Origin of the sequence: Pseudoxanthomonas sp. (genome assembly GCF_035999195.1) — a bacterium.
Taxonomy (GTDB): Bacteria; Pseudomonadota; Gammaproteobacteria; order Xanthomonadales; family Xanthomonadaceae; genus Pseudoxanthomonas_A.
On the sequence record NZ_DASYGY010000004.1, the window covers coordinates 757,100 to 776,100 of the forward strand.

The 19,001-nt window shown below is 66.9% G+C and carries 19 protein-coding genes; 11 read left to right on the forward strand and 8 right to left on the reverse strand.

Annotated elements, in window-relative coordinates; genetic code table 11:
• The first annotated feature begins 365 nt into the window (after positions 1-365).
• Together VGN58_RS04200 and VGN58_RS04205 are read left to right on the forward strand one after the other, a co-directional pair.
• Positions 366-2,156 (forward strand): S8 family peptidase, encoded by a 1,791-nt coding sequence (locus VGN58_RS04200; protein ID WP_327481927.1) that lies wholly within the window; start codon positions 366-368, stop codon positions 2,154-2,156.
• A 145-nt stretch (positions 2,157-2,301) separates the two neighbouring features.
• Positions 2,302-2,628, forward strand: a complete 327-nt coding sequence (locus tag VGN58_RS04205) for a YbaY family lipoprotein (protein ID WP_327481929.1) — start codon at positions 2,302-2,304, stop codon at positions 2,626-2,628.
• On the opposite strand, the gene VGN58_RS04210 is transcribed toward VGN58_RS04205, so the two are convergent.
• Entirely contained in the window at positions 2,555-3,574 is a 1,020-nt protein-coding gene (locus VGN58_RS04210; protein ID WP_327481931.1) for an MvdC/MvdD family ATP grasp protein, read from the reverse strand. The two genes, VGN58_RS04205 and VGN58_RS04210, sit on opposite strands and share 74 nt — an antisense overlap.
• Positions 3,575-3,585: 11 nt before the next feature.
• Positions 3,586-4,899, reverse strand: coding sequence for a Dot/Icm T4SS effector Zinc-dependent metalloprotease LegP (gene legP / locus VGN58_RS04215; protein ID WP_327481933.1), 1,314 nt, complete (start codon positions 4,897-4,899; stop codon positions 3,586-3,588).
• 601 nt (positions 4,900-5,500) lie between these two features.
• Here legP and VGN58_RS04220 point away from each other — a divergent pair.
• The 6 genes from VGN58_RS04220 (at position 5,501) to VGN58_RS04245 (ending at position 11,141) form a co-directional block, all read left to right on the forward strand.
• Complete coding sequence (locus VGN58_RS04220) at positions 5,501-6,391, forward strand: XAC2610-related protein (RefSeq protein WP_327481935.1); 891 nt, start codon at positions 5,501-5,503, stop codon at positions 6,389-6,391.
• A complete protein-coding gene (locus tag VGN58_RS04225) occupies positions 6,388-7,836 on the forward strand; it encodes a peptidoglycan-binding protein (protein ID WP_327481937.1) in 1,449 nt (482 codons plus the stop codon). Before VGN58_RS04220 ends, VGN58_RS04225 begins: the two co-directional genes overlap by 4 nt.
• Before the next feature lie 52 nt (positions 7,837-7,888).
• The gene (locus tag VGN58_RS04230; RefSeq protein WP_327481939.1) at positions 7,889-8,446 is read left to right on the forward strand and encodes a hypothetical protein; all 558 of its coding nucleotides are present in this window, start codon (positions 7,889-7,891) and stop codon (positions 8,444-8,446) included.
• A 215-nt stretch (positions 8,447-8,661) separates the two neighbouring features.
• Positions 8,662-9,615, forward strand: coding sequence for a L,D-transpeptidase family protein (locus VGN58_RS04235; RefSeq protein WP_414710737.1), 954 nt, complete (start codon positions 8,662-8,664; stop codon positions 9,613-9,615).
• Position 9,616: 1 nt separating this feature from the next.
• Positions 9,617-10,291 carry a M23 family metallopeptidase gene (locus VGN58_RS04240; RefSeq protein WP_327481941.1) on the forward strand — a complete coding sequence of 225 codons (675 nt, stop codon included), beginning with the start codon at positions 9,617-9,619 and terminating at the stop codon, positions 10,289-10,291.
• A 484-nt stretch (positions 10,292-10,775) separates the two neighbouring features.
• Entirely contained in the window at positions 10,776-11,141 is a 366-nt protein-coding gene (locus VGN58_RS04245) for a GNAT family N-acetyltransferase (protein WP_327481943.1), read from the forward strand.
• A gap of 141 nt (positions 11,142-11,282) precedes the next feature.
• Here VGN58_RS04245 and VGN58_RS04250 read toward each other — a convergent pair whose 3' ends face one another.
• Genes VGN58_RS04250 through wrbA form a run of 4 tightly spaced genes read right to left on the reverse strand, consistent with a single transcriptional unit; the run spans position 11,283 to position 13,430 of the window.
• Positions 11,283-11,768 carry an asparaginase domain-containing protein gene (locus tag VGN58_RS04250; protein ID WP_327481945.1) on the reverse strand — a complete coding sequence of 162 codons (486 nt, stop codon included), beginning with the start codon at positions 11,766-11,768 and terminating at the stop codon, positions 11,283-11,285.
• Between the two features lie 20 nt (positions 11,769-11,788).
• Positions 11,789-12,502 (reverse strand): hypothetical protein, encoded by a 714-nt coding sequence (locus VGN58_RS04255; RefSeq protein WP_327481947.1) that lies wholly within the window; start codon positions 12,500-12,502, stop codon positions 11,789-11,791.
• Complete coding sequence (locus tag VGN58_RS04260; RefSeq protein WP_327481949.1) at positions 12,502-12,834, reverse strand: DUF2069 domain-containing protein; 333 nt, start codon at positions 12,832-12,834, stop codon at positions 12,502-12,504. Before VGN58_RS04260 ends, VGN58_RS04255 begins: the two co-directional genes overlap by 1 nt.
• Positions 12,834-13,430, reverse strand: a complete 597-nt coding sequence (gene wrbA, locus VGN58_RS04265; RefSeq protein ID WP_327481952.1) for an NAD(P)H:quinone oxidoreductase — start codon at positions 13,428-13,430, stop codon at positions 12,834-12,836. Before wrbA ends, VGN58_RS04260 begins: the two co-directional genes overlap by 1 nt.
• Before the next feature lie 78 nt (positions 13,431-13,508).
• On the opposite strand from wrbA, the gene VGN58_RS04270 reads away from it, so the two are divergent.
• The 3 genes from VGN58_RS04270 to VGN58_RS04280 are packed head-to-tail and all read left to right on the forward strand — an operon-like array spanning position 13,509 to position 15,621.
• Entirely contained in the window at positions 13,509-14,786 is a 1,278-nt protein-coding gene (locus tag VGN58_RS04270; RefSeq protein ID WP_327481954.1) for a YihY family inner membrane protein, read from the forward strand.
• The gene (locus tag VGN58_RS04275; RefSeq protein ID WP_327481956.1) at positions 14,783-15,355 is read left to right on the forward strand and encodes a TlpA disulfide reductase family protein; all 573 of its coding nucleotides are present in this window, start codon (positions 14,783-14,785) and stop codon (positions 15,353-15,355) included. The genes VGN58_RS04270 and VGN58_RS04275 overlap by 4 nt, the downstream gene beginning before the upstream one ends.
• A complete protein-coding gene (locus VGN58_RS04280; protein WP_327481958.1) occupies positions 15,355-15,621 on the forward strand; it encodes an acylphosphatase in 267 nt (88 codons plus the stop codon). The genes VGN58_RS04275 and VGN58_RS04280 overlap by 1 nt, the downstream gene beginning before the upstream one ends.
• 66 nt (positions 15,622-15,687) lie before the next feature.
• Here VGN58_RS04280 and VGN58_RS04285 read toward each other — a convergent pair whose 3' ends face one another.
• Positions 15,688-18,021, reverse strand: a complete 2,334-nt coding sequence (locus VGN58_RS04285) for a glycosyl hydrolase family 18 protein (RefSeq protein WP_327481960.1) — start codon at positions 18,019-18,021, stop codon at positions 15,688-15,690.
• Between the two features lie 573 nt (positions 18,022-18,594).
• Complete coding sequence (locus VGN58_RS04290) at positions 18,595-18,999, reverse strand: hypothetical protein (RefSeq protein ID WP_327481962.1); 405 nt, start codon at positions 18,997-18,999, stop codon at positions 18,595-18,597.
• Positions 19,000-19,001: the final 2 nt, after the last annotated feature.

Sequence of the window (19,001 nt, forward strand, 5' to 3'; positions counted from 1 at the left end):
GACAGAAAAAGCCCGTGGAAACGCGGGCTTTTTTGCGTAAGGACGTCGTGCATCCTTGAATAAAAAAATTCGCCGGCGACGCGGCTCAGATACGTACATGAATCTACGCGCGGATGTCCACCGGTGACTTCAGCTTCATGCGTTTATTCCGGTGATTACGTTTGCAACATGAGCGATGAAGTGTGTCTTTCATCGCTGATTCATCCTCGCGCCTTCCGTTAGTTTCGATCCTGCGTCGTGCGTTGCACGGCGTGCATCCGGTCGAACGCAACAGCCCGTCCACCCCCTCCCGTAGCCAGTCTTGCGCCCCCGACCGGGCTGTTGCCGCATTGGCGGCTTTTCATTTCATCTTGAGGGAGAGTCTGATGTCTGGAATCGCAAAGCGTGGTTCGCGTGTACGCCTGCTGTGCCTGTCCTCCGCCGTGCTGGCATCGCTGTATGCGTTGCCGGCGATGGCCGGTCGCGTGGACATGAGCGGTCTGCAGGTCGAGGAACCGGGCGGCTACGACCGCTTCATCGTGAAGTACCGCGACGGCAGTGCGGAGAGTTCCGACGCAACGCGGCTGCAGCGCTCGCTGAACAGCGCCGCCAGCACCGGCGTCGCCAAGCGCGGCGGTCGCGCGCTGGGCCTGCAGAAGCTGCGCCGGCTGGCTGCCGGTGGCGCGGACGTGGTGCGCGCCGACCGCAAGCTGGACCGGGTGGAAGCCGAGTCGCTGATGCGCCAGCTGGCGGCCGATCCGAACGTGGAGTACGTGGAAGTCGACCAGCGCATGTATCCGGTGCTGACGCCCAACGACCCGCGCCTGTCCGAGCAGTGGGGCTTCGGCACCACGGCGTCGGGTATCAACGTGCGGCCGGCCTGGGACAAGTCCACCGGTGCGGGCGTGGTGGTGGCCGTGCTCGACACCGGCATCACCAACCATGCCGACCTCAACGCCAACATCCTGCCGGGCTACGACTTCATCAGCGACACGTTCGTCTCGCGCGACGGCAACGGCCGCGATCCCAACCCGAACGACGAAGGCGACTGGAACCCCGTGGCGAACGAGTGCTACAGCGGTTCGCCGGTCACCAACTCCAGCTGGCACGGCACCCACGTGGCCGGCACGGTCGCGGCGGTGACCAACAACAGCACCGGCGTGGCCGGTACCGCGTTCGGCGCCAAGGTGGTGCCCGTGCGCGTGCTGGGACGCTGCGGCGGCCTGACCTCGGACATCGCCGACGCCATCACCTGGGCCTCGGGCGGTACCGTCGCGAACGTGCCCGCCAACGCCAATCCGGCCGAAGTCATCAACATGTCGCTCGGCGGCGGCGGTACCTGTTCGACCACCTACCAGAACGCGATCAACGGTGCGGTCAGCCGCGGCACCACGGTGGTGGTGGCGGCCGGCAACAGCAACACCAACGTGTCCAGCGCCGTACCGGCGAACTGCCCGAACGTGGTGGCCGTGGCGGCGACGACGTCGTCCGGTTCGCGCGCCAGCTTCTCCAACTACGGCACCGGCATCGACATTTCCGCGCCGGGCGCCAGCATCCTGTCCACGCTCAACACCGGCACCACCACGCCGGGCAGCGCCAGCTATGCGTCGTACAACGGCACCTCGATGGCGGCTCCGCACGTGGCCGGCGTGGTCGCGCTGATGCAGGCGGCGGCGCCTTCGCCGCTGACACCGGCGCAGGTGGAAAGCATCCTGAAGAGCACCGCGCGTCCGTTGCCGGGCACCTGCTCGGGCGGCTGCGGGGCAGGCATCGCCAATGCCGACGGTGCGGTGGTGGCGGCGCAGGGCGGCACGCCTCCGGGCGGCGGCACGCAGACCTACATCAACGGCACCGATGTCAGCATTCCCGACAACAACGCCACCGGCGTGACCAGTACCATCACCGTGTCGGGCCGCACGGGGAATGCGCCGAGCAACGCGCAGGTGGCGGTGGCCATCGTGCATACCTACATCGGCGACCTGATCGTGGACCTGCTGGCTCCGGACGGCTCGGTCTACGTGCTGCACAACCGCAGCGGCGGCAGTGCCGACAACATCAACCAGACCTACACGGTCAACCTGTCCAGCGAAGCCCTCAACGGCAACTGGCGCCTGCGCGTGCGCGACCGCGCCGGTGCGGATACGGGCTACATCAACAGCTGGAGCATCACCTTCTGAGGGCCCGCTGAGGGGAACGCGCAGGATGCGCATGGCGAATCCCCGGCACCACGCCGGGGATTCGACGTCGGGGCCGCACGTGCGATCCGACGGATGGAGGCCTCAACCGAGGCACGGCGCCGGCAGGTGCTTATACTCGGCACGTATGGATCTCTGGTTGGACATCGTGGCGGCTGACGGGACCGAACTGCCGCCGGGCAGCGCGCTGAGGGTGGAAGTGCGCGACGCTTCCTGGGCCGACGGCCCGGCCCGCGTGCTCCATCGCATCGACACCCGCACACCGAGCCAGGCGCCGGTGTTTCCCGTCGAACTGCGCCTGGATGCCGTGGCATCCGGCGCCATCGTCTGGGCGCATCTGGACGCCGATGGCGACGGCAAGGTCTCCGTGGGCGACTACATCACGACGCAATCGTATCCATTGGCATCGCACGGCGGCGCGCGGATGCGCGTGGAACTGCGTCGGGTAGGCTGAGCGCGCGCTCCGCCAACCAGTCGGCGATGGCCGAGGCGATGGGCAGGCCGGTCCGGTCCTCGATGAATAGGAATTCGCCCGCCGTGTTCACCTCGAAGAAGTAGTACTCGTCGTCCGGCGTGCGTCGCAGGTCGATCGCGCCGTAGACCAGCCCGAGCCGCTCCATCAGCGCCAGCACGCGGTCCTGTACCTCCTTCGGCAGGACCTCCGCCGTGATCGTCGCCTCGCCCACGTTGCGGCGGAAGTCGATCGAGCCGTCGCGCGGCGTCCACGCGATGGCGGCCGGGAAGAGCCTGCCGTCGACCGCGGTGACCCGGAGATCGGCGCGGGCGGGCACGTACTCCTGGAAGATCACTGGCGCGACCTGCACCGTATCCAGCTGGGCGTGGTCCGCTTCCCGCAGCATGCGCGTCTCGCGCCAGATGGCATGGGTGCACGAAAAGGTCTTGTAGATCACATCCCGCGGCGCCAGGTCGCGGATGAAGCCGCGCGCCTCGTCCGGATCGGAGGTGATCAGCGTGCGTGGCGTGCGCAGTCCGACCTCGGCCGCCACGCGCAACTGGCGGGCCTTGCGCGATGCCGCGTCATCGCGGTTCGGCTCGTTCATCCAGCGTGCGTCCTGCAGCAGCTGCCACAGGCCGTTCAGCGCTTCGTTCCATTCGTTGGCGGTGAACAGGTGGGTCTGCGGATCGGTCACCTCCGACAGGTCCGGCGCTTGCGGGCGCCGCCACCAGACGGCACTCGCATCGTGCAGTGCATGGATCGTGCCGTCGGCCTGTCGATAGCGGATCTGCGGACGCGGCCCATGCCGGTAGTCCACCGTCAGCGTGGCGTGTCGGGGTAGCTGGGCCAGGTCCAGCAGCAACACCGGTTCGCCGCGCTCTTCCAGGCAACGGATCACGCGCATGGCGTGCGCGTCCTCCGGATGGGAGATCACCACGATCATCGTCGTCTCCTTCAGCCGGCCGCGCCGTCGTCCTGGCGCAGCATCTGCTCCAGCAACGCGCGGGTCTGGTCGTACTGCGCCTGCAGCGAACCGCGGGCGGCATCCAGCCGCGCCAGTTCCTCCGCCAGCTGATGCAGTTCGTTGTCCAGCTCCGCCGCCGTGCCCGCGGCGCCGCCGGCCGTCGCCTCGTGCGGTGTGGCCACCGCGAACGGCATGCTGCCGGCGAGCGCGGGATTGATCTGCGGCGTGATCTGCGGGTTCACCTGGATGGGCGGCCGCCCCGGCGTGAACACGTTCTCGGCCAGCGTCGGGCCGGGGTCGAACACGCCTTCCTTGACCGTGTCGCGGATCTGTTCCTTCAGCGTGTCGGTGATCAGCTCCTTGCGCGTGTCCAGCCGGATGTCCTTGATCTGCTCCTTGCGCGTATCGAAGATCTGCTCCTTGCGCGTGTCGGCGATGTTGTCCTTGACCGGTTCCTTGATGGTCACGGCGGGGCAGCGCGAATTGACCGCGGCGATATCGCCGGCCGACAGGCCGGCGCGCTGGCCGATCACCGTGCCGGGCGGTACCGTGCCGATCGGCGTGATGGTGTTGCTGCCGTCCACGCTGAACGCGTTCAGCGGGTAATGCATGATCGAGCCGTAGTCGTAGGGCCCGATGTCGTCGCCGTCGGTGATGTGCTGGTTGAAGTTGTGCTCGAAGCCGGACTGGATCTTCTCCCAGTTGATGCGGACGAACGTGTCGCGGTCCTCGCGGCTCTGTTCGTGCCACAGCCCGACCACATGGCCGATCTCGTGGATCGTGTTGCCCAGCGTGCAGCCCGCCGCGAGGTTGACGAACTGTTGGCCGCCACGCCGGCCGACCTGCGCCGAGCATCCCGAACCGGGACGGAAGGTGACGAAGTCGGCTTCGGTCGTCCTGGGCACGAAGCGGATGCGCGTGTTGGCCTCCCAGTGGGCGATGGCGTCGGTCACGCGCTGCTGGTTGGGCAGGCCGGGGTCGATGGTGAAGGGCACGCGGCAGTTGGGCCACTGGAACTGCGCGCCGGAGATCATCACCGCATGCACGACGCCCGATGCGCTTTCCTGGCGCAGCATGTCCGACATGCGCTCGACCTCCTCCACCGTGCCCAGCACGATGTCGCCCTCGAACATCGCCATGCCATCGACTTCGACGTACTGCACCGGCCTGACACCGAAGGTGTCGCCGCGGATCAGCGCGGTGCGCACCGGGCCCGCGCCCCTGAACTCGCCCGACCTGCCGCTGCCGCCATCGTCCGATCCGCTGCCTGCGGTACGCGAGGGGGGATTCTTCTTGGTTGCCATGTCCGGATCTCCTTGGGGATGAACCGCCTCCGTCGCGGGGCGAGCGTGGCGTCGCATGCGCCGCGGCCGGCACGCCGCGACGGGAGCAGGGGAGTGGGGCCGGTGACATGCGGGAAGCGCTTCGCACGCGAAGGGCTTCGGGCATCGCGATCGCGTGGCTCACGTGCGTGCGGTCGTGTTTCGCCCTGCTTCACCCTTCAACAACGCGCAGGTTTCGTGGCATGGGCCAGTGATGGCATACCGCTCGTCTGCACATGGGGCGGAATCGTCTACATTCATTTACATGGCTTGCGGAGGCGGAATATGCCGGCGAATCTCGACGCGGGTGTCACATTCTGAAGATGCGTCGACACGATGCGTGATGCTGCAAGGTGGGTGTAGCCGACTTCGACCTTGTCCTTTTCCGTCAGCATTCCTCGCGCATGGCGACGTGCATATCACATTGCAGTCGTCCTGATCGTTGCGAAAAACCAGGCCTCTCCATGAGGCTACATGCATTTCGTCCGCGCGCGGTGTAGAGAACCTGGCGACAAACGCCCCGATGCTTGCATGACACGGGCAGTCACCACGACGGGCGCGACGTCTGAAAGGAGATCCGGATATGCCGGGCAATACGCTGTCAGCACTGGTGGGTTTGAGGTTTGCTTCTCCCTATGCGCTGTTTCGTTCTACTTCCGTTCCACCCAAGGTCAGTGCATGGGCGACGCAGCATCGACGAAGCGTTGGTCCTCTTGGTCGCTGGCGTCAGCGAATAATCCTCTCCGGCGTGCTCATTCCGGCAGCGCTTTCGGGATGTCAGGCAGGATTTGGTTCACGGGCTGGGCCTAATCCAGTCGTCGCAATTGAACGGCTGTGGACTGAAAAAGCGCCCGATGACAACGGATTCATGGAGATTCGTCTAGGCGAAGCGAGGATCGCTCTGGCCTCGGATGGTTGTTCTCAAAAAATGATCAGCAAGCTTGTATGCCGTAATGCCCGCCTGACGGTTTCAACTGGGCATTTGCCTCAACAAACTCTCCTGCTTCCGGAAGTCTGGCTTCCAGCATCGCCATCCTCGAATGGCGCTGTCAGGACCGGTTTCCGTGGATCTTCCCGCTTCGCGTTTGCCGACGATCTGTACGGCATCATCCTGTCCGACATCAGTGCAGATGGATACGAGGACCTGGTGGCCTGGAGCGGTGCGGATGGCAATTACGGGGATCCGTCATACACCTACTATCTGTATGACGCGAAGACCCAGCGTCTGATCGAGAACGCTCACCTGGCGAAGTTGATGCAGTCGCATTCGATCTCGAGGCTGGTCGACGGTCGACTTGTCGCCTGGTACCGCAGCGGTCCGTGTGATCGCGGCGAGAAGCTGATTGGCATACGAGGGAACGGTGCCGAGATTCTCGCTAGCAGGGACTACACCACGTGCGGAGAGCATGCGTTGGATGGCGACCGGATATCCGATGATTCATGGATGAGGTTGGAGGGAGAGCGACGTCAATGAGTGATGGATATGGATTGAGTGGGGCATCTCCGGTCACTCGCGACCAGGCAGTTCGTCTGATCGTGCAGACATGTCTCGAAGAGCGTGTTACTGACGAGCGTCAGATCGCCTATGTCCTGGCGACGGCGCAGCATGAGAGCCAGAACTTCACCAGTCTGGAAGAGAATCATGGTAGGAAGCAGGCCGCCAAGATCGGCTACCGGGGCGGCGAAAGAGATGGTTACGCTAGCGGTGAGGAGTACTTCGGCCGCGGTTATGCCCACCTTACCCATTGGGGGAACTATCGCGATCTCGGCCAAGCGTTGGGCAGGGGCGACGAGCTGGCGCGTGAGCCTGCTCTTGCTGCGTCCCCGGAGCTGGCTTCGAGGATTCTCGTCGTCGGCATGCGCGATGGCCTTTTTACGGGTCGTGGGCTGGACGATTACATTGAAGGGCAGCGTGTCGACTATCTCAATGCGCGACGGATCGTCAATGGCACCGATCAGGCGGCGAACATTGCTGCACTCGCGCGCGATTGGGAGCCGGCCATAAGCGATCTCGTCGGCTCGGTTCAGCGGGACGGTGTGGATCTAAGGCTGACGCAAGAGGCGCTCAATGCGGAACTGCCGCTCCAGCGTGGTGTCGCGAACGAGCGTACCTTCGAGCTGCAGCAGTACCTTGTTGCGTTGGCCATTACCGACGATGCGGGCAATCCATTGTCGCCGGACGGCGACTTCGGACGATCGACCGAGCAGGCTGTTAGTGCCTACCAGCGTATGACGGGGATCGAGCCACGAACTGGAAGGGTGGATCAAGCACTTTTTGACAGGATTCAGGACGAGGTCATGCAAGGTAATCCGGACTTCAGACTGAAAACCATGATGGACCTGCATGGGCCTTTGAACGATAAAGTCCTCGGTCCCGGTGATCGTGGCGACGCCGTTGCCGAGCTCCAGGAACAGTTGCAAGGACTCGGTTTTCGCGGGCCACAGGGGCAGCCGCTAGGCGGCAGTCGCAGCTACGACACTGCTACGTTGGAGGCCACTCGCCGGTTCCAGCAAGGCGCCGATATAGCCCCGGCCGACGGATTGGCCGACGAACGTACACGCGATGCGATCAATGCCCGCGCGCTCGAGCAAGGGCTGCCGGAAGCGACCGAAGCAGCGCGTCGCAGGGAGCTCAGGGAGGCGCAGCAGCCGCTGCATCAGCCTGTGCCGGGGAGAGATAACGGCGCGCAAGGCTATCAAGAGGGGCATCACGACGTACCTCGTCTGTTCGACGAAGCGTCGGTAGAACGCTACTTCGCCGCCGTCATGTCCGGCGACGCCGCTGCCTCGGACCGCGTGGCGACCGAGTTCGCACGCTCGGCGGAAGGTAGGGAGATGGCGCAACAGGGCGAGCGGTGGCTCGCGCAGCACCAGGCGGCCGAACAGGTCGCGTCGCAGGATCGCCAGATGGTGCGCTAGAAGCGCGCCTGACTGCCCTATTCACAGGGATGTTGAGGAGAAGGAAATCGCCATGGAAGACGTCAATACAGTGCCCGCAAGCGTCACATCAGCCGATGCCGTCAAGGCATTGATGGTGCTGCGGGCGGAAATGGTCCAGCGCGAGGCGCGCATGAGTGCGGCCATCAATGAGCAGGTGCAGGCGCTACGGCGCGAGGTGGGCCAGTTCCGTCGCGATGTCGCCGGCATCGTGGACAGCGCGAACATCGCCCACGGGGCTCGCGGTGCCATGTCGCCAGTGGCGGCTGAGTATGGTCATGCCGCGGCGAGTGCGGTGGCGCACATGAGGCGCGCCGGCCGCTTGGTGTGGATGTGGCTCGCGACGGCTGGCACGATGCTGGTGCTGGCGGTGTTCGTTGCCTGGACCGTTCTGGGCTACTACCGGCGCGAACTGGCCAGCACGCAGGAAGAACTGCAGCGCTATGAAGACGCCGTGCCCGTCGTGCAGGCGTTCTACGCGTCCGACGCGGTGATCTGCGGCGGCGTCATCTGCGCCCATGCCGATCCTGCGGGGGCACGTGCTGGCGACAAGGGGCAGTATCGCGCGGCCAGACCGAGGCCTCGGCCGTAGGTTTGCATCTCGTCGCCGGCTTCCGGGCCGCACATTGCCTACGAGAGTGGGCCGCTTGTAGCCGGTCTGGAGCGGTCAGATTTCCGTGGCGGCTCAGTCGCCGTTGATGGAATGGGCGGCGCTCTACAGGTGTTGTACAGCACGCGCCCATCCGGTTTGACGCGACGACGACACCCGCCTTCCGAAGATGGCCGCTCCCCAACCGGAGCCCATCCATGCCCCTGCGAAGCCTCACCGCCGCCGCGCTCGCCCTGGTCTGCATCTCCTCGCTGGCAGCCGAAGCCCGGACGCTCGCAACGCAGGCCAACGATCCGATGACGAAGACCGGCGTGGCGGGCCTGCTGCGCGCACAGGTGTTGCTCGACCGCGCCCACTTCTCGCCGGGGGAGATCGATGGCCAGGCCGGCTCCAACCAGCGGCGCGCGCTGCGCGGTTACCAGGCCACGAAGGGCCTGCAGGTCACGGGCGAACTGGATGCGGCCACGTGGGATGCCCTGAACGCAGGCGCCGCGCCCGTGCTCGTCGCGTACACACTGACGGCGGAAGATGTCGGTGGCCCGTACGCGCCCATTCCGGACGACATGATGGCGCAGGCCAAACAGACCTCGCTCGGTTTCGAATCGGTGCACGAGGCCCTGGGTGAACGTTTCCACGTGGCGCCCGCGCTACTGGAGACGTTGAATCCCGGCGCGGACTTCAGCAGGGCGGGTACCCGGATTCTGGTGCCGAACGTCGCGGACATCGGCCCACCGCCGAAGGCGGCGAAGGTGCTCGTGGACAAGTCCGACGCCACGTTGACCCTGCTCGACGCCGCAGGCAAGCGCGTGGCGCAGTTCCCGGTGTCGTCCGGCAGCAAGAAGGATCCGCTGCCGCTGGGCGAATGGAAGATCGTGGCGACCGCCGTCGATCCCACCTTCCACTACAACCCGAAGCTGTTCTGGGACGCGGACCCGTCGCACGCCAAGGCGACCCTGCCCGCGGGCCCGAACAATCCGGTGGGCACGCGCTGGATCGATCTGTCCCGGCCGCACTTCGGCCTGCACGGCACGCCGTCGCCGGCGACCGTGGGCAAGGCGCAGTCGTATGGCTGCGTGCGGCTCACCAACTGGGATGTCGAACGCGTGGCCGCCGCCGTGTCGCCCGCGCTCACCGTCGTGACGCAGGAATGACATGAAGTACGTGCTGGCGTTGCTGCTGGTGCTCGGTGCGGGCGTGCTGGTGTGGCGCGGTGTGGAGATCGTGCCCACGCCGCGCGCCATGCCCACTGCGGGCGCAGACCGATCTGCGCCGGCCGCTTCTCCGGCCGTGACCGCGTCGGACACGGCCCCCGCAGGTTCGGCCAGCACAGGCATCGCGGTTGCCGCGCCCGCACCCGTGCCATCGCCCTCCGTGCCGGTGCCCGCAGCGACGCATGCGTCATCCCTGCTCATTCCGGTGCAGGGCGCTCGCGCGGCAGACCTCCGCGACACCTTCAGCGATGCCCGAAGCGAAGGGCGCTCGCACGATGCGATCGACATCATGGCCCCGCGCGGCACGCCTGTCGTCGCCGTGGCCGATGGTCATGTGGAAAAACTGTTCACCAGCGAACGCGGCGGCCTGACGGTCTACCAGTTCGAGCCGAGCGGCCGCTACGCGTACTACTACGCCCACCTCGACCGTTACGCCGACGGCCTGGCGGAGCAGCAGACCATCCGGCGCGGGCAGGTGATCGGCTACTTGGGTTTCACCGGCAACGCCAGCCCGGACGCACCGCACCTGCACTTCGCGATCTTCCAACTCGGTCCCGAGCGCCGCTGGTGGGAAGGTACGGCCATCAACCCGTATCCGCTGCTGACGACGCCCTGACGTCACCGTGTAGGCGCCGCGAGCTCCGTGTCGGAACGTCGCTGATCATCGTCGGGTGACACGCTGGCGATCAGATCGCCGCGAGCCGGTCCGCCGCCACGTTCTTCCGCATCATTGCCGCATGCCGGATCCGTCCGTCGATGGCGACCTACACCTCTGCCGACAGCGATAACGCGTCGTCGATCATCCCGCCGATGTCGACCTCGGCGCCACATGAGCCACAGAAGCCGAACGGGCCAAGGGCGCTGCTCATCACGATAGTCTTGTCAGGGATGGAGGCCAGCGCGTGGCCGTCTCGCACAATACTGTCGCCGCCCCCGCGTCATGGGCGCCTGTTGTTCGATTGCGACGCGCTGCTCGCGCGGATCCGCTCGAAGAGGGTATTCTGGCGCCCGTTTCCGGACCCCTGTTTCCCCGTTGCCCTGGCCGCGAGGCGGTCCGGCTCGACCCCGGTGGTCGGCCATGGCAGACACGTGGACAAGCATTGAAGAAGAACGATCTCCAGATGAAAACCGACTGGCGCTTCGAAGAGAGCGAGCAGCGGCGGCACTATGTCATCGAGCCATGGCTCGATGGCCGCCGCGTAGGTCGTGCGCATGGCTGGTTCGAGCCCGGCGAGACCTTCGTGCTGGAGAAGATCGAGATCGATTCAAGGCAGCGCTCACGTGGCTATGGCAGTACGGTGATCGAGCAGTTGCGACAGAAAGCGCGCGAAAAGGCGTGCCGCGAGCTGGTCATCAACAACGTGCGCTCCAGCAACCACCGGGCCATCGCGCTGTATGAGGCCATGGGCGCGAAGGCTGTCCCGCTGTCGGCAAGCCTCTACGCGTTTGTCATCTCGCCGCCGTAGACCTGATCCTCCGGAACAGGGGTCAGAGTGCGTTTTCCGATGGGGTCGCAAGGGTCGGAGAACAATTCCCTCCCTCGTGGAAGCACAAGGCCCGCATCAGCGGGCCTTGTTGTTGCTGCAGCATCCATCCGTCTGTCGGCCTCAAACCGCCTCGAACCGGTTCGCCGCTACATTCTTCCGCACCTTCGCCGGATCCCAGATCCGCCCGTTCATGGCGATGTACACGCCCGACGGCAGCGACTGCACCGCGCCGATCGCGCAGCCGATGTTGAACTCGGCGTCCGAGCCGCGGAACCGGGCCGGGCTGAGCGCGCCGGTCATCACGATGGTCTTGTCCGGAATCGACGCCAGCACGTGGCCCGTCTGCACCATGCTGTCGGTTCCGTGCGTGACCAGCACATGCTTCGTCGGCTGCGCCGCGATGGTGGCGCGGATCAGCTCGCGATCCTCGCCGGTGATGTGCAGCGAGTCCTTGCGCAGGATCGGGATGACGGTGAAGCGGAACGTCACGCCCAGCTCGCGCAGGATCATGCCGATCTGCGGATCGCCGATCTGGTAGTCGGACTTGTCGTCGAAGTAGATCTTGTCGATCGTGCCACCGGTGGTGACGATCAGCAGCTCGTCCATCTCAAGGCTCCTGCCGGCGCTCACGGCGCGCCTGGCGTTGTATCCGGGGGTGTCAGGCGGTACGCCTCGCCGTAGTGCCGGCAGATCATGTCTTCCAGTCCCGGCGAAGGCGGTGCGACCACCACGCGATTATCGCCGCTTTCCCGCAGGAACGTGCATTGCGCGTCCCCGCGACCGTCCTCCTCGTAGGTGGCGCCGCTGCCGTCCACCTGCGCCCGCAGGTCCTGGTTGCCGTCGCTCAGCGGCAGCGATCGCACCGCGTCCAGCTTCCACATCAGGTAGTTCCAGCTGCAGCAGCTGCTGCGCCCGGCCTGCACCAGCCACCCGTCGATGAACTGCAGCTCGTAGTAGCCACCGCTGAAGAAGTGCTGCAGCGTCCGCGTGGCCGGGTCGATCCGGTAGACATCGCCCTCGCAGTTCGGCCCCGCACCGCACGCGCCGAGGATCTCGATCTCATGCAGGCCGTCCCCGTCCAGATCCACCGGGCCGGCATTGCCCATCCGCGTGTAGGCCGTTTCCTGGTCGATCTCCAGGCGGTCGCAGGTACGCCCGCCATCGCACGCGAGCTCGACGATGTGGCGACGCAGCGCGGGCGAAGGGCATTCCGTCCGCAGGATCAGCACGCTGCCGTCGCGGTTCTCCACGCGCGTCGGTTCCACCGGTTCGCACACGTCGCCCTGCGCCCAGGCGCATGACGCGAACGCATAGAAGAACAGCGCGACGGCGAAGCGCATCAAGGCTTCCGACCGAAGCGCTTGGCGAACGCGGGCCAGCTGGTCGCCAGCACGATGCCGATGGACAGCACGATGCCCACCCAGGCGAACTTCGCCTTCACCGGGTCGGCCCACGCCACCATTACCGCGTGCGAGAACCAGAACAGCGCGAACACGCCGGCCCAGAACGCCGCCGTGCGCCGGCGCGCCATCACCCCGATCATCAGCAGGATCGGCGGCAGCGCGAACACCAGCAGGGCGAGCGTGTACTGGCGGTCGCCCCAGAACCACGCCGCGTACAGGATGGCGAGCAGTTGCAGCAGGGCCGCGAGCAGGAGACGGGAGCGGTCCATCAGCGCACCTCCAACCGACGGGCGATATCCGCCACGCGGCGACCGAGCGCGCGCGCGAGCGCGGCTTCGTCATCGCTGGGCTGCGGGTCGTCGTCGCCGCCGGCGACATGGCTGGCGCCGTACGGCGTGCCGCCGGTGCGGGTGCTGCTGAGTTGCGGCTCGGTGAAGGGGATGCCGACGATCACGCAGCCGTGGTGCAGCAGCGGCACCTGCATCGAGAGCAGGGTGGATTCCTGTCCCCCATGCTGGGTGGCAGTGGACGTGAACACCGCCGCCGGCTTGCCGACCAGCGTGCCGCTGGCCCACTCGGCGCCCAGGCCGTCGATGAAGTGCTTGACCGGGGCGGCCATGTTGCCGAAGCGGGTGGGACTGCCGAGGATCAGGCCGGCGCACTCGGCCAGGTCCTGCCGGTCCACGTACGGCGCCCCGTCCTCGGGTACCGGCGGTGCGGCCTGCTGGGTCACCGCCGCCACCGGCGGCACCGTGCGCAGACGCGCGGACATCCCGTCCACTTCGCCCACGCCGCGCGCGATCTGTCGCGCCAGCTTCGCCACGGAGCCGCCGCGGCTGTAGTAGAGCACCAGGATCTCGGGCATCGGAGCGTCTTCGTCGCGTGGAAGGCGCCTAGTATCGGCGATGTCGCCTCCATGACGCATCGGTTACCCTTCCGACCCATGGAGCCCCTGGACTCGTTGAACCGCTGGACCGACCGCGTGCGCGACCGCGCACGCATGGGCACCTTCTTCCGTTTCCTCGCCAAGCGCTTCCTGGACGACCGCCTGTTCCAGGCCGCCGGTTCGCTGGCCTACACCACGCTGTTCGCGCTGGTGCCGCTGGCGATGGTGGTGTTCGGCGTGCTGTCCGCGTTCCCCGTGTTCCAGGAATGGAGCGCGCAGCTGCGCGACTACATCTTCGCCAACTTCCTGCCGGGCGCGGCGGCCGGCCTGAAGGCGAAGCTGGACGGTTTCCTGGCCAATACGGGCAAGCTGACCGCGGTGGGCGTGATCGCGCTGGTGGTGTCGCTGCTGATCACGCTCAACAGCATCGAGGCCACGTTCAACCGCATCTGGCGCGTGCGCAGCGCGCGGCCGAAGCTGTCGCGCTTCCTGGTCTACTGGACCGTGCTGACGCTGGGCGCGCTGATGGCGGCCGCCTCGCTGGCACTGTCGGCGCGTTTCTATGCGCTGCCGGTGTTCGCCACCAGCGGCGGCAAGTGGCTGCAGACGCTGTCGCTGAGCGTGGCCCCGGTGCTGATCGAGCTGGCGGCCATCGTGGTGATCTACCGCGTGGTGCCGCACCGGACCATCAAGTGGCGCTATGCGGTGGCCGGCGCGCTGCTGGCCACCGTGCTGCTGGAGCTGGCCAAGTGGGGCCTGGGCGTGTACCTGGGCAGTTTCAACACCTACCAGAAGATCTATGGCGCGGTGGCGGCGGCGCCCATCCTGCTGCTGTGGATCTTCCTGTGCTGGGTGGCGGTGCTGCTGGGCGCGTCGCTGGCCTCGGGCATGGCCGCCTTCCGCTACCAGCCGGTGGCGCTGCGGCTGCCGCTGGGCTACGAGCTGTACGGGCTGCTGCGCATGCTGGGCCGCTTCGCGCAGGCGCGCGAGCACGGCAAGGGGCTGCACAGCGACCAGATCCTGGCGATGGAACCGATGCTGACCGATTCGCTGATCCAGCAGATGCTCGGCCAACTCGCCGAGATCAACCTGCTGCGCCGCGACGAGGAAGGCGAATGGCTGCTGGCGCGCGACCTGGACGACCTGACGCTGTGCGACCTGTACGAAGCCTGCCAACTGCGCATCCCGGTCGCCGAAGCGCACCTGCCGTTCCGCGACGATGCGCTGGGCCGTGCGGCGCGCGACGCACTGGACGACCTGCGCGTCCCCTTGCGCGAACTGCTGAAAAAGCGCGTCAGCGACCTGTTCACCGAATCCCCCCAGGAGCCTGCATGAAGCCCGTTACCTCCCTGTCGCTGGCCGTGGCGTTGTCGCTGGCCGCCTGCAATGCGGGTTCCGCCCCGGCCGAGGTGGCGGGGCCGGCCATCGAGGCGCACGTGCAGGATGTCGACCCCGACGCCGAGAAGCCGGCCGAGCGCACGGCGGAGGTCCCGACGCTGCAGGTGAAGACGCTGGAGGGCGCCGACTACACGCTCGCCGCGCACCGTGGCCGCTGGGTGGTGGTGAATTTCTGGGCTACCTGGTGTGCGCCCTGCCTGAAGGAAATGCCCGACCTGTCCGCGCTGGACAAGGACAACGACCATATCGAAGTGATCGGGTTGGCCTACGAAGAGATCGAGGCCGACGACCTCAAGGCCTTCCTGAAGGAACGGCCGGTGGTGTATCCCATCGCCATCCTCGATGTGTACAACCCGCCGGCCGATTTCGCCACGCCGCGCGGCCTGCCGCTCACCTATCTCATCGCGCCGGACGGCAAGGTGGCCAAGCAGTTCCTCGGCCCGGTGACGGGCAAGGAGATCGAGGCCGCCATCGCTGAGGCGGGCGGTCCGAAAGCGAAGGCGTGATGGCGGCGGCGCGCTTCCTGGTCAGCGGCAAGGTGCAGGGCGTGTTCTTCCGCGCGTCCACCCGCGAGCGTGCGCTGGACCTGGGGCTGTCGGGTCGTGCGACCAACCTGCCGGATGGCCGCGTGGAAGTGATCGCCGAGGGCGATGCCGATGCGCTCGATGCACTGGAGGCCTGGCTGCGGCACGGACCGCCCTCGGCCCGCGTGGACGGCGTGGCGCGCAGCGACTGGAACGGGCCCGTCAACGCCGGTTTCGTGACCGGCTGACGCCATCCTCGTGACGGGAGAAGAAAGGAAGCGGCCAACCGACCGCTTCCTCTCCATCCCGCGCGGTTACTCCAGTCCCGCACTCATCGTCTTGGCCAGGGTGCCCTGCGCATCGTCGCCGCTGAGCTCCCAGAAGAACGCACCGCCCAGCCCCTGCACCTTCGTGTAGTTCATTTTCTCGGTGATGATCGCCGGGTTGTCGAACGACCAGAACGTGGTGCCGTTGTAGATCCAGTGCGCGCGCGCGACGGGGTCGATGAAGCTGGGCCAGGCCAGGTTCTTCAGCACGCGGTAGTCCTCGTTGCCCGCTTCGTACGTACCCGCGGCGGCGCTGCCGCTCTGGTACAGGCCGTTGTTGACGTTGGGCACGTTGGTCCAGCCGCGGCCGTAGAAGCCGATACCCAGGTTCAACTTCGACGCCGGCACGCCGCGCTGCAGGAAGGCCTCGACCGCATCATTGCTGTTGTAGAAGCGCACGTCGCCGGTGGAAGGATCGTTGGGCGAATCGAACACCGCCGAATGATGGTTGGTCCGCGGTTCCCAGGTGCCGTGGAAGTCGTAGCTCATGAGGTTGATGAAATCCAGGTAGTGCGCGTACTGGCCCGGATCGGTGGCCGCGATCTTGTCGACACCGGCCCCCACCGCCACGGTGAGCAGCAGGCCGGGACGCACCGCGTCGAGCTGGCGGCGGAACTCGGCGAGCAGGGCGGTGAAGTTGGCGCGGTCCTCCGCCGACCCGCAGCTGAGGCCGCAGGCGTTGGGGTACTCCCAGTCCAGGTCGATGCCGTCGAACACACCCAGTGCCGCACCGGTGCCGCCCGCGCCGTCGGTGACGGGCAGGTTGCCGCGGATGTAGGCGTCGATGCACGAGGCCACGAACGCCTGCCGGTTGGCCGGCCTGGCCGCTTCGGAGAAGCCGCGCGACCAGGTCCAGCCGCCCAGCGAGATCAGCACCTTCAGGCCGGGATGCTTGGCCTTCAGTTCCTTCAGCTGGTTCCAGTTGCCGCGCAGCGGCTGGTCCCAGGTGTCGGCCACGCCATCGACGCTTTCGGCCGCGCTGAAGGCCTTGGTGTAGTCGGCGAACGCGTCGCCTCCCGCGCCGGTGGCCTCGTTGCTGGGCTGGGTCACGCCGACTTCGCAGCGGTTGTTGCGCACGTTGCCGAAGGCGTAGTTGATGTGGGTGAGCTTGGCGGCGGTACCGCTGGTGTCGATGTTCTTGACCCGGTAGTTGCGCGCGTAGATGCCCCACTGCACGAAGTAGCCGAGCAGCCGCTTGCTGCTGCCGCCTCCCGAGGTGGTGCTGCCGCTGATGGCGGCGCTCTGTGCCGAGGCGTTGCCTGCCACGTCGCGTGCGCGCACGGTGAAACTGTAGCTCGTGGCGGCGGCCAGGCCGGTCACGGTGTAGCGGGTGTTGCCGGACGACCCGGCGAGCATGCCGTTGCGGTAGATGTCGTAGCCGGACACGCCGCTGCCACCGCTGTTGTCGGTGGAGGCGTTCCACGCCAGCGAGATGCTGCTGCCGGTCTGGCCTACCACGGCCAGTCCGCTGGGCACCGAGGGGGCGACGGTATCGCTGATTGCCGAGGTCGTCACGCTGATGGCCCCGCTCTGCGCGGAGGCGTTGCCGGCATGGTCGCGCGCGCGGACGGTGAAGCTGTAGGCGGTGCTGGCCGACAGTCCCGTGCTGGTATAGGTGGTGCCGGTGGCCGAGCCCGCGAGCGAGCCGTTGCGGTAGACGTCGTAACCGGCCACGCCACTGCCGCCACTGTTGTCGGTGGACGCGTTCCATGCCAGCGACACGCTGGACGCGGTCTTCGATGGCGAGTTCAATCCGCTCGGCACGCTGGGCGCGACGGTATCCGACGCGGTGCCTACGCTGATCGTGGCCGTGGCCGACTGCGCGGTCGCGCCGCCGTTGTCGGTGGCGACCGCGCGGAAGGCGTGGCTGCCCGCGGCCGCATTGGTCCAGGTCACGCTGTAGGGCGCGGTCGTATCCACACCCAGCGACGTGGTGCCGCGGAAGAACTCCACGCGCGCGATGGTGCCGTCGCTGTCGCTGGCGGTCGCGCTGACGGTCACGGTGCTGCCGGTGGCGACGGACGCGCCGTTGGCGGGCGAGGTCAGGGTGACGCTGGGCGGCTGGTTGCCGCCGGTGCCGCACGCACCCAGGTCCTGGTACCAGCCGCAGCTCGTGCAGTGGGTGGGTGGGGCGTTCCAGATCTGGATCTTCGCTTCGTACAGGCGACTCTGGTACACCAGCCGGTCGCCGGGGTTGTAGATGGTGGACGATGTCCACGCGGGTATGCCGCTGCAGCTGACGGTCTGCGCATACGCGCTGCCGCTGGCGGTCATCGCCAGTGCACCGATCAGCCACCAGGTCCTGCCCAAGCTCCTCAACATGTTCACTCTCCCATGGCCTTGCGTAAGGTGAAGGTCGCGGTCTGCAGCGCAGTCCACGTCGTGCCGGGTAGTGCGTGTGGGGTGGACGGTCCGCATCGGATCCGCCGGATGCCGGTATGCCGGACGCATGCATGAACGGATGTGATGCAGTTGGGCTATCGCAATTGTTGGCGCGGCGATGGCTTGGCTGCTCTGGTAAGCGGACGGAACATGCAGGCGCGCGACACGCGGCGCGCCGATCAACGGGACGCGTGCGTGCGGCAGGCATCGTCGGCCACGCCGTCGGGCGCGCGGCGCTCGGACACACCGTGACCGCGCGATGTCCCGTGGCGACCTGCCGATGGCGTACGGGCTGCTTGCGCCGGTCGTTGTTGTCTGGCGGGGCACTCGACCGGGCCTTGGCGGACATGCCGGTTCGCCTTCGCTACCGGCGTAGCCGACAGTGCGTCCCGCACCGGTGTTCCGGACAGCGGGTCGAGCGGATCGCGACCGGCGTCAGGCGATCGGCGCACTGGCTTCGCAATGCAGCCGCGTCCAGGCTCCGTGCGCGGCACTGCGGCCGGTGATGCAGCCTCAGGGTTCGCCGGACTGCTGCAGGCGCAAGGCCCGCGCGGCCTGTTCCTCGTCCAGCGGCGGTGGGCGTGCGATCACCTCTTGCCGGGGTTCCTTCCAGCCGGGGATCTTGCGTGCGCCGGTTTGTATGCCTTTCGCCGCAAGTCCGGCCAGCACCGGCACGATGCCGCCGTTCTTGCCCAGTTGTTCCAGGCTGGTGGGCTCTTTCCAGCTGCGCTCGAACACCGTCGGTTCGACATCCACCGGATTCTCGAAGCGGTACAGATCCACCACTTCCTCCGGCTCGGGCCGGACGATGAGGGTGTCCAGCGTCGTCGCATCGGCGTCGTCGGATGCCGCAGTGGCGTCCTGGGCCATCGCGCGCGATGCGGCCAGCCACAGCGCGGCCATCAGCGGCAACCGCATGC

Excerpts from the sequence above, each read along its gene's own strand:
- legP (WP_327481933.1), bottom strand. The coding sequence starts at position 4,899 with ATGGCAACCAAGAAGAATCCCCCCTCGCGTACCGCAGGCAGCGGATCG.
- VGN58_RS04270 (WP_327481954.1), top strand. The coding sequence starts at position 13,509 with ATGGAGCCCCTGGACTCGTTGAACCGCTGGACCGACCGCGTGCGCGAC.
- VGN58_RS04240 (WP_327481941.1), top strand. The coding sequence starts at position 9,617 with ATGAAGTACGTGCTGGCGTTGCTGCTGGTGCTCGGTGCGGGCGTGCTG.
- VGN58_RS04255 (WP_327481947.1), bottom strand. The coding sequence starts at position 12,502 with ATGCGCTTCGCCGTCGCGCTGTTCTTCTATGCGTTCGCGTCATGCGCC.
- VGN58_RS04200 (WP_327481927.1), top strand. The coding sequence starts at position 366 with ATGTCTGGAATCGCAAAGCGTGGTTCGCGTGTACGCCTGCTGTGCCTG.
- VGN58_RS04205 (WP_327481929.1), top strand. The coding sequence starts at position 2,302 with ATGGATCTCTGGTTGGACATCGTGGCGGCTGACGGGACCGAACTGCCG.
- wrbA (WP_327481952.1), bottom strand. The coding sequence starts at position 13,430 with ATGCCCGAGATCCTGGTGCTCTACTACAGCCGCGGCGGCTCCGTGGCG.
- VGN58_RS04260 (WP_327481949.1), bottom strand. The coding sequence starts at position 12,834 with ATGGACCGCTCCCGTCTCCTGCTCGCGGCCCTGCTGCAACTGCTCGCC.
- VGN58_RS04225 (WP_327481937.1), top strand. The coding sequence starts at position 6,388 with ATGAGTGATGGATATGGATTGAGTGGGGCATCTCCGGTCACTCGCGAC.
- VGN58_RS04220 (WP_327481935.1), top strand. The coding sequence starts at position 5,501 with ATGCCGGGCAATACGCTGTCAGCACTGGTGGGTTTGAGGTTTGCTTCT.
- VGN58_RS04210 (WP_327481931.1), bottom strand. The coding sequence starts at position 3,574 with ATGATCGTGGTGATCTCCCATCCGGAGGACGCGCACGCCATGCGCGTG.
- VGN58_RS04275 (WP_327481956.1), top strand. The coding sequence starts at position 14,783 with ATGAAGCCCGTTACCTCCCTGTCGCTGGCCGTGGCGTTGTCGCTGGCC.
- VGN58_RS04290 (WP_327481962.1), bottom strand. The coding sequence starts at position 18,999 with ATGCGGTTGCCGCTGATGGCCGCGCTGTGGCTGGCCGCATCGCGCGCG.
- VGN58_RS04250 (WP_327481945.1), bottom strand. The coding sequence starts at position 11,768 with ATGGACGAGCTGCTGATCGTCACCACCGGTGGCACGATCGACAAGATC.
- VGN58_RS04280 (WP_327481958.1), top strand. The coding sequence starts at position 15,355 with ATGGCGGCGGCGCGCTTCCTGGTCAGCGGCAAGGTGCAGGGCGTGTTC.
- VGN58_RS04235 (WP_414710737.1), top strand. The coding sequence starts at position 8,662 with ATGCCCCTGCGAAGCCTCACCGCCGCCGCGCTCGCCCTGGTCTGCATC.
- VGN58_RS04285 (WP_327481960.1), bottom strand. The coding sequence starts at position 18,021 with ATGTTGAGGAGCTTGGGCAGGACCTGGTGGCTGATCGGTGCACTGGCG.
- VGN58_RS04230 (WP_327481939.1), top strand. The coding sequence starts at position 7,889 with ATGGAAGACGTCAATACAGTGCCCGCAAGCGTCACATCAGCCGATGCC.